General features: G+C 58.0%; 7 protein-coding genes and 1 pseudogene. 6 read left to right on the forward strand and 2 right to left on the reverse strand.

Annotation, left to right across the window (positions count from 1 at the left end):
- The first annotated feature begins 33 nt into the window (after positions 1 to 33).
- From KMP13_RS12835 to KMP13_RS12850, 4 genes are all read left to right on the forward strand, one after another.
- Positions 34 to 606, forward strand: a complete 573-nt coding sequence (locus KMP13_RS12835; RefSeq protein WP_215266241.1) for a Tll0287-like domain-containing protein — start codon at positions 34 to 36, stop codon at positions 604 to 606.
- Between the two features lie 158 nt (positions 607 to 764).
- Entirely contained in the window at positions 765 to 1,064 is a 300-nt protein-coding gene (locus KMP13_RS12840; protein WP_215266242.1) for a c-type cytochrome, read from the forward strand.
- A gap of 44 nt (positions 1,065 to 1,108) precedes the next feature.
- A complete protein-coding gene (locus tag KMP13_RS12845) occupies positions 1,109 to 1,573 on the forward strand; it encodes a globin family protein (protein ID WP_215266243.1) in 465 nt (154 codons plus the stop codon).
- A gap of 251 nt (positions 1,574 to 1,824) precedes the next feature.
- A complete protein-coding gene (locus KMP13_RS12850; RefSeq protein ID WP_215266244.1) occupies positions 1,825 to 2,301 on the forward strand; it encodes a GNAT family N-acetyltransferase in 477 nt (158 codons plus the stop codon).
- Between the two features lie 74 nt (positions 2,302 to 2,375).
- On the opposite strand, the gene katG is transcribed toward KMP13_RS12850, so the two are convergent.
- Positions 2,376 to 4,544, reverse strand: a complete 2,169-nt coding sequence (gene katG, locus KMP13_RS12855; RefSeq protein ID WP_215266245.1) for a catalase/peroxidase HPI — start codon at positions 4,542 to 4,544, stop codon at positions 2,376 to 2,378.
- A 136-nt stretch (positions 4,545 to 4,680) separates the two neighbouring features.
- Here katG and KMP13_RS12860 point away from each other — a divergent pair, with 136 nt between their 5' ends.
- The gene (locus KMP13_RS12860) at positions 4,681 to 5,589 is read left to right on the forward strand and encodes a hydrogen peroxide-inducible genes activator (protein WP_215266246.1); all 909 of its coding nucleotides are present in this window, start codon (positions 4,681 to 4,683) and stop codon (positions 5,587 to 5,589) included.
- Positions 5,590 to 5,664: 75 nt separating this feature from the next.
- Here the strand turns inward: KMP13_RS12860 and KMP13_RS12865 are convergent, their stop codons facing one another.
- Positions 5,665 to 6,855 carry a 50S ribosomal protein L11 methyltransferase gene (locus tag KMP13_RS12865; protein WP_215266250.1) on the reverse strand — a complete coding sequence of 397 codons (1,191 nt, stop codon included), beginning with the start codon at positions 6,853 to 6,855 and terminating at the stop codon, positions 5,665 to 5,667.
- 347 nt (positions 6,856 to 7,202) lie between these two features.
- Between KMP13_RS12865 and KMP13_RS20535 the strand changes: the two are divergent.
- Positions 7,203 to 7,635 (forward strand): annotated as a pseudogene (locus KMP13_RS20535) (IS481 family transposase); the annotation flags it as partial.

Here is a 7,635-nt window from a genome sequence, read left to right on the forward strand (position 1 = left end):
TGCAACCCGCGAAAGGCACAGGAGACCTTACATATGGGAAATAAAATAGGAAAAATCAAAGCCTCAATTCTGGGCGCAGCCCTGATGGGCACCACAGCGACCAGCGCTATGGCCGATGGTATGGAGTTTGAGACAGTTGCGGACCTTCTGCACCTGGTCATGAGCTCGGATCGTACGGTTTACACCCGCATGGTTGTGAACCGTTTGGCCAATGAAGAAGGCGTGATCACCGCGTCTGAACACTTTGTCGACGACAAGGCGCTGGTTCTGCCGGCACAGATGTTCCGCTTTGGGGCAGAGATGGTGGCAGAGAACACCGATGAGTTCTCATACTCCTTGCTGTCGCTGTGGCCGATCAACAAGCAGAACGCACCAACGACCCCAATGGAAGAAGAAGGCCTGCAGTATATCAACGATAACCCAGGCGAAAACTTCTATGGTGTCGAAGAGCTGGGCGGCGACGAGTATTTCACCGCTGTTTACGCAGATGTTGCGGTCGCTCCGGCCTGCTACACCTGCCACAACGAGCACAAAGACAGCCCACGTACCGACTTTGAAGGCGGCGACGTGATGGGCGGTGTTGTGATCCGTATCCCGGTCAACTGATCGCCGTGCGTGGGTCGACACATAAATCTCGGCTCTGGCCGCTGGTGGGGGCTGTCGCGTTTTTCGCGGCGGCCACTCCACTGCAGGCAGAGCCTTTTCCTGCAGATCTCCTGGCCCCAAAAGGGATCGAGGGCTTTGTCTCGGTTGAGCGTTTGCCCATGCCCCAGGACGCGGTGTTGCAAGACGGACGCGTCGTTTGGGAAGACACCTGCCAGGCCTGCCACGGCGGCAACCGGTTGACCGGTGCGCCCAAAATCACCGCAACAGATGCATGGAGCCCCCGGATCGAGCAGGGGCTGGCGGTGCTGTTTGACCATGCCATCAACGGATTTACCGGACCCAAATACACCCAGATGCCACCGCGCGGCAGCAATGAGGACCTGAGCGATGCGCAGGTTCAGGCAGCGGTGCGCTTTATGGTCTGGGCCAGCGGCGGTGACACGCTGGCAACTGAATAACGCAGCAAAACACATATACGAACCCCGACAGGAGGACTGAAAACATGGATAGCAATCAAATCACTCTGATCCAGGACAGCTTTGCCAAAGTGGTGCCCATCAAAGACGCGGCCGCTGAGATCTTTTACAACGATCTGTTTGAAACCGCGCCCGAGGTGAAGCCCTATTTCGCCAATACCGACATGAGCGAACAAGGCTCGAAACTGATGGCGACGTTGGGCGTTGTGGTGAACGGTCTGCGCGACCTCGACAAGATCGTGCCGGTTGCCCAGAAGCTGGCGATTGGCCACGTGGGTTACGGCGTAAAGGCCGAGGATTATGACAAGGTTGGCGGCTCCTTGCTGCGCACCCTGGAAAAAGGTCTGGGTGAGGCCTGGACGCCCGAGGTCGCTGAGGCCTGGACCACAGCCTACACCACATTGGCCGGTGTCATGAAAGACGCAGCCTATCCACCGGTCGCCATGGCAGCTGGTGGCGGCAAAAAGCCATTTTGGAAATTCTGGGCCTGATCTGCTGACGGTGACAGCAGGCTCGGATAGGGCGGTGCGTCAGGGGGATGCACCGCCCTTATTTTGTTCAGAGATGCCGCGTAAGTTTACGTATTTATTGCAAGTCTTCTGGAAAAACCCGGTATTTTCGTAAAACTGATAGGACACGAGCTACGACCGGTGGTACACGGTCAACGCGAGCAGAACAGCTCGGTTCGATGGTAGATTTGCGACTTCATACTCGGGGTGTGCAATGGGGGAGACCGGACAAAATGATAGATATTCGCTTGGCTGATCCAGTCGCGCCGGAATTGCAGGACCTGTTGGCAGCGCATGTACGCTATTCCGCCGAAAACAGCCCGGAAGAGTGCAACCATACGCTTGATCCACACGCCATGCGGGACAAAGGGCTACAGTTCTGGGTGGCCTTTCACGAGGAACGCGCGGTGGGCTGTGGTGCGCTTTCGGTGCTGGCTGATGGCTCGGCCGAGGTGAAATCGGTGCATGTGCTGCAGGACATGCGCGGGCGCGGTTTGGCGCGTCAGATCATGATCCATCTGGCAGAAGAGGCGATGGCAGCAGGCCACATGTCACTGTTGCTGGAGACGGGATCATCGCAATGCCCCGGCTATGACGCGGCGCGCGGGCTCTATGAATCGCTTGGCTATCAATATTGCGAACCGTTTGGCGACTATAGCGCCGACCCAAGCAGCACCTTTATGTGCCTGCCATTGCGCAAAGCGGCGTAAATCTCGGCGCGACAGACCGAAACGAAAAAAGGCGGCCCATAGGGAGCCGCCTTTTGTGTGTTTTATCGGTCCGATCAGTCCAGATCAAAGCGATCCGCGTTCATCACTTTGGTCCAGGCCGCCGCAAAGTCGGTTACGAATTTCGCGGCATTGTCGTCCTGAGCATAGACCTCGGCATAAGAGCGCAGGATCGAGTTCGAGCCAAACACCAGATCAACACGGGTGGCGGTGTATTTCACATCGCCCGACGTGCGGTCTTTGATGTCATAGCTGTTGCGACCAGTCGGCTCCCAGGCAAAACCCATATCGGTCAGGGTGACAAAGAAGTCGTTGCTCAACTGTCCAACACGGTCGGTGAATACACCATGGGCGCTGCCGCCGTGGTTGGCACCGATCACCCGCAAACCACCAATCAGAACGGTCATTTCAGGCGCGGTCAGACCCATCAGCTGTGCACGATCCAGCAGCATCTCTTCGGGACCAACGGCATAGTGTTCCTTTTGCCAGTTGCTGAACCCATCTGCGAGCGGCTCCAGCACGTCAAAGCTTTCGGCATCGGTCTGCGCATCGGTTGCGTCGCCGCGACCCGGTGCAAAGGGCAGGGCGAGGTCAAAGCCAGCCGCTTTGGCCGCCTGTTCCACACCAAGGTTCCCGGCCAGAACAATCACATCCGCAACGCTGACACCTGCATCGGCGGCAATCGGTTCGAGCACGGACAGAACATGCGCCAGACGGTCAGGTTCGTTGCCCTCCCAGTCCTTTTGCGGGGCCAGGCGGATCCGGGCGCCATTGGCACCACCGCGCAGGTCGGACCCACGGAAGGTACGTGCACTGTTCCAGGCGGTCGACACCATATCAGCGACCGACAGACCGGATGCGGCGATCTTGGCCTTTACCGCGTCGACGTCATAATCCTGTGGGCCTGCATCAACGGGATCTTGCCAGATCAGGGTCTCGGAAGGTGCTTCCGGGCCGATGTAGCGGCCGTTGGGTCCCATATCGCGGTGCAACAGTTTGAACCAAGCGCGGGCAAATGCGTCCGAGAATGCCTCCTGGTCATTGGCAAACCGTTCAGAGATCTCACGGAAACCGGGATCGACCTTCAACGCCATATCCGCGTCCGTCATCATCGGGTTGTTGCGGATCAAGGCGTCTTCGACGTCGACGGGCTTGTCCTCTTCGGCGATGTTGATCGGTTCCCATTGGGTCGCGCCCGCCGGAGATTTGACCAGTTCCCAGTCGTATTTGAACAGCAGTTTGAAGAAGCCATTGTCCCATTTGGTCGGATCGGTTGTCCACGCGCCCTCAAGGCCCGACGATACAGTGTTGCGACCAACCGAGCGGGTGGTGTGGTTGTTCCAACCCAACCCTTGTTCGTGGATGTCCGCGCCTTCGGGGTCCGCTTCCAGCAGGGCTGCGTCGCCGTTGCCGTGGGATTTTCCAACGGTGTGCCCGCCTGCGACCAGCGCCACGGTCTCTGCGTCGTTCATACCCATGCGCGAGAATGTGACGCGCATATCTTGCGCGGTGCGCAGCGGGTCGGATTTCCCGTTCACCCCTTCGGGATTGACATAGATCAGACCCATCACAACCGCGGCCAATGGGTTGTCCAGGCTGGCGCGATCCTCGTCTTCGTCATAGCGGGTCGAGGTCAGCCACTCTTTCTCGGATCCCCAATAGACGTCTTTTTCGGGGTGCCAGATGTCTTCGCGCCCAAAGGAAAAGCCAAAGGTCTTGAGCCCCATGCTTTCATAGGCCACGTTGCCGGCAAGCAGCATCAGATCGGCCCAGGACAGCGCATTGCCGTATTTCTTTTTGATCGGCCACAACAGGCGGCGCGCCTTGTCGAGGTTGACGTTATCGGGCCAGGAATTCAGCGGCGCAAACCGTTGGTTGCCGGTGTTACCACCCCCGCGACCATCAGCGGTGCGATAGGTCCCGGCCGAGTGCCACGCCATGCGGATCATAAACGGACCATAATGGCCCCAATCCGCAGGCCACCAGGATTGGCTGTCGGACAAAAGCGCTGTGATGTCGGATTTCACCGCGTCCACGTCTAGGGATCTGACCACTTCGCGATAGTCAAATTCTTCGCCCAGTGGATCGGTTTTGCGGTCGTGCTGGTGCAGAATGTCCAGGTTCAACGTCTTGGGCCACCATGCGGTTACCGAGGGCTGATCGCCGGTGTTGGCCCCGTGCATCACCGGGCAACCTGTTGCCTGCGCTGATTTATTTCCGTCCATAGCTGTCGTCTCCTCACATTGGATTGGCTGTGTCTTGGCCAGGTCGACATGGACCGGCGCTCTCCTTCCTTAGTGGTAGCAGGGGTAATTGATAATTTTAAGTTGCATTAAGTGATCAATGGAATAGGAAAAGATTATGATGAACATTACCCTACGCCAGTTGAAGTATTTCGAAGCCCTTGCCCAACAGGGTCACTTTGGCCGTGCGGCTGATGCCGCGAATGTGTCCCAGCCCGCTCTTTCAGTTCAGATCAAAGAGTTAGAGGCCAATTTGGGCATGTCGCTGTTTGAACGCACCGCGCGGTCCGTGCAGCTCACCAGCTTTGGAGAAGAATTCCGCACCCGTGCCCAAGAGATCCTGCGCGCGGTGGATGAGTTGGGAGATCTGGCGCGGGCTGCGAAACAGGGGCTGGCCGGGCGCTTGCGTCTGGGTGTGATTCCCACCGTGGCCCCTTATTTGCTGCCCCAGGTGGTGACCGGATTGGGCGCGCGCTATCCGCAGCTTGAGTTCCGTATCCGCGAGACCCAGACCCAACACCTGACCCGCGCGATCAAAGATTGTCAGTTGGACACTGCGATCATGGCGCTGCCCGTAGGAGAGACAGGGTTTGTCGAACACCCGCTGTTTGATGAGGATTTCGTTCTGGTGCGCCCTGTCTCGGACGCCAAAAACCCGGTGCCCAGCCAGGAGAGCCTGCGCGAAATGCAGCTGTTGCTGCTGGAAGAGGGGCATTGCTTTCGCGATCAGGCGCTCAGCTTTTGCGAACTGCGTCCGAGCCAGTCGCGCGAGGTGATGGATGGGTCTTCCTTGTCGACGTTGGTGCAGATGGTGAACGCAGGCCTGGGTGTGACACTATTGCCAGAAATGGCGGTGCCGGTGGAAACCCGTTCTGCCGATGTCTCCATCGCGCGTTTCGTCAGCCTACGCCCCAGCCGTAAAATCGGAATGGTCTGGCGCAGGACCAATCCGATGGGCGACAAATTGGCCGGGCTGGCGGCGGATATTGCCGATATTCTGGACTGCGTAAAGCCAGACGGCCGGTAACGCTGCCTGATTGCTGGAGCTGCTCTGGCGCCGCGCGATCTGGGACCCCGACGCCAGAACCGTTTCAAAACGAGGTCAGTGCAGACGGTGCGTCTGTGTCGGGCCCTGTTTGGCGATCGCTGCCTGTGGAAGAGGCGCGGGCTCTTCCTTGGCGGCAGTTGGGGCCCATGTATCAGCCACCCAGGACGATTTGGCTGCCGGCGGTTGTTCGTCATGAACATGCACGCTCAGCCGTGAAGCGTCATGCTGCGCAGTGATCGTCCATTGCTCGCCAGGCGTGACCACACAGGGACGCTCCAACATAAAGGCCGACCGACCCCAATGGCCGCCGGAATGAATTTCATTGTCGACCTTGATGCCGTCGGCCAAATCCATCTCGAAACTGACAAACACCGCATGCAGTGTTCCGGTTGTCGTACAAGTGAGCTGCTCAACCGTATGCGCGGGGTTTATGTTTGGATTGGTGAAGTCAAAGTCGAACAGATCTTGGGTCGGGCCGAGGGGCTGCATGCCACAGGCCGTCAGATCATTCGGCGTCACTTGTGCAATATTCGCCAGCCGGTGAAAGGATTTCAAATCAAAGCCTTCGGCCTGTTCCGGGTGCCAGATTTCCAGCAATTTGTCGCTTTGGACCAGCTGCGCCATCAGCGTGCCGCGTTCCGGGATCGCACGGGCATCAGGCTTGGCCAGAGCCTTCATCGCATGGGTCAGCGTCGCAAGCGCGCCTTCGCCGAGCAGCATGGCATCGACGATTTCCGACACCACAAGATCAGCCGCCTCCGGGATATCAACGCCCACAACGATGTCATGCGACCACTTTGAAATGACGGTGATGCGATCGCTCAATCCATTGTCGGCAATCACCTGTTTGGCGGCCTCAGCGATCAAAGGTTGGCACTCGCAGGTATAGACATGTTTGGCCCCAGCGCGTGCGGCCAGCATGGCGGTCAGACCCGCGCCGCAACCAATGTCCAAAACAATGTCGCCAGGCTGCACCTTGGCCTCGATCGCGCGCGCATAGGCGGTGTTGCGCGCGGTATCGGCCAACATCGGAAAGTGCCACCGCGGGACAAAGGTTTGATAGAGGCGTTCGCGAAAAATCTGCGCCTGATGGTTGGTCGGGTCAAGCGCAAGCGCCTCTGACAAAAGCTCACCCGTGCGCAATCCGCCGTCCGTCAACGGCGCGGCTTCTGCAAGGGCGACGAGCTTTTGTGCCTTTTGTTTATCTGATTCCGCCTGTTCGTCAAACGTGGGGAGGGCGGAGATCTTGGCTGCGTCCTTAGGGGAATGTTCTTCGAACAATTCGGATCTTCCTCATTTTAAGAAAATACATTTAAGGCGCATATTGCGGATCCCCTTCTAAGAAACGGTAAAGCTTGGTCCAGAAACATTGACAGAGGTGGTCGCGGAAATTCGGTCAATTGTTAAGGTGGATCGCATGACGAAAGAAGCGATCCGAAATTAAGAAACGACAGAACCATTCACCCGAGATTAGGTGTTTGATCCCATAATTTGATGGTGCGATCTGTTTTTGGAATCGAAGGAAGCATTGTGGGACAAGTGCTTCACGGGCGTGCCACGCACTGTTGCCCGGCAGGCGATTTGCACCGCAAATCTGCCGGGAGGGCACGCACGCGGTCAGAGCAGCAATACAGCGATCGCAAGCTTTGATCGCGGCGCTGAGCACGGAACCCGGGATCACCCCGAAGACGGTTGCCAAGTGGCGAAAGCGCGAGACCGTTGAGGATCGCAAAACAGGCCCGAAAGAGCCGCGCTCAACCACTCTCAGCCAAGCCGAGGAGGCAATGATCGTCGCATTTCGGCGGCATAGGCTGCTGCCGTTGGATGATTGCCTCTATACGCTCCGGCCCTCGATCCCGCATCTGACGCGGTCAGCGCTGCGTCGGTGTCTTCAGCGGCATAGCATCTCGCGCTTGCCGGATGTCGAGGGCGACAAGCCTAAGCGGCAGCAGTTCAAGCGCTACCCGATCGGATTTTTCATATCGATATTGCCGAGGTGCAGACTGCGGAGGGTAAGCTGTATCT

Source organism: Epibacterium ulvae, assembly GCF_018678075.1.
Classification (GTDB): domain Bacteria; phylum Pseudomonadota; class Alphaproteobacteria; order Rhodobacterales; family Rhodobacteraceae; genus Epibacterium; species Epibacterium ulvae_A.

Coding starts and splice junctions, on each gene's coding strand:
- KMP13_RS12845 (WP_215266243.1), top strand. CDS start 1,109: ATGGATAGCAATCAAATCACTCTGATCCAGGACAGCTTTGCCAAAGTG.
- KMP13_RS12860 (WP_215266246.1), top strand. CDS start 4,681: ATGATGAACATTACCCTACGCCAGTTGAAGTATTTCGAAGCCCTTGCC.
- KMP13_RS12850 (WP_215266244.1), top strand. CDS start 1,825: ATGATAGATATTCGCTTGGCTGATCCAGTCGCGCCGGAATTGCAGGAC.
- katG (WP_215266245.1), bottom strand. CDS start 4,544: ATGGACGGAAATAAATCAGCGCAGGCAACAGGTTGCCCGGTGATGCAC.
- KMP13_RS12835 (WP_215266241.1), top strand. CDS start 34: ATGGGAAATAAAATAGGAAAAATCAAAGCCTCAATTCTGGGCGCAGCC.
- KMP13_RS12840 (WP_215266242.1), top strand. CDS start 765: ATGCCCCAGGACGCGGTGTTGCAAGACGGACGCGTCGTTTGGGAAGAC.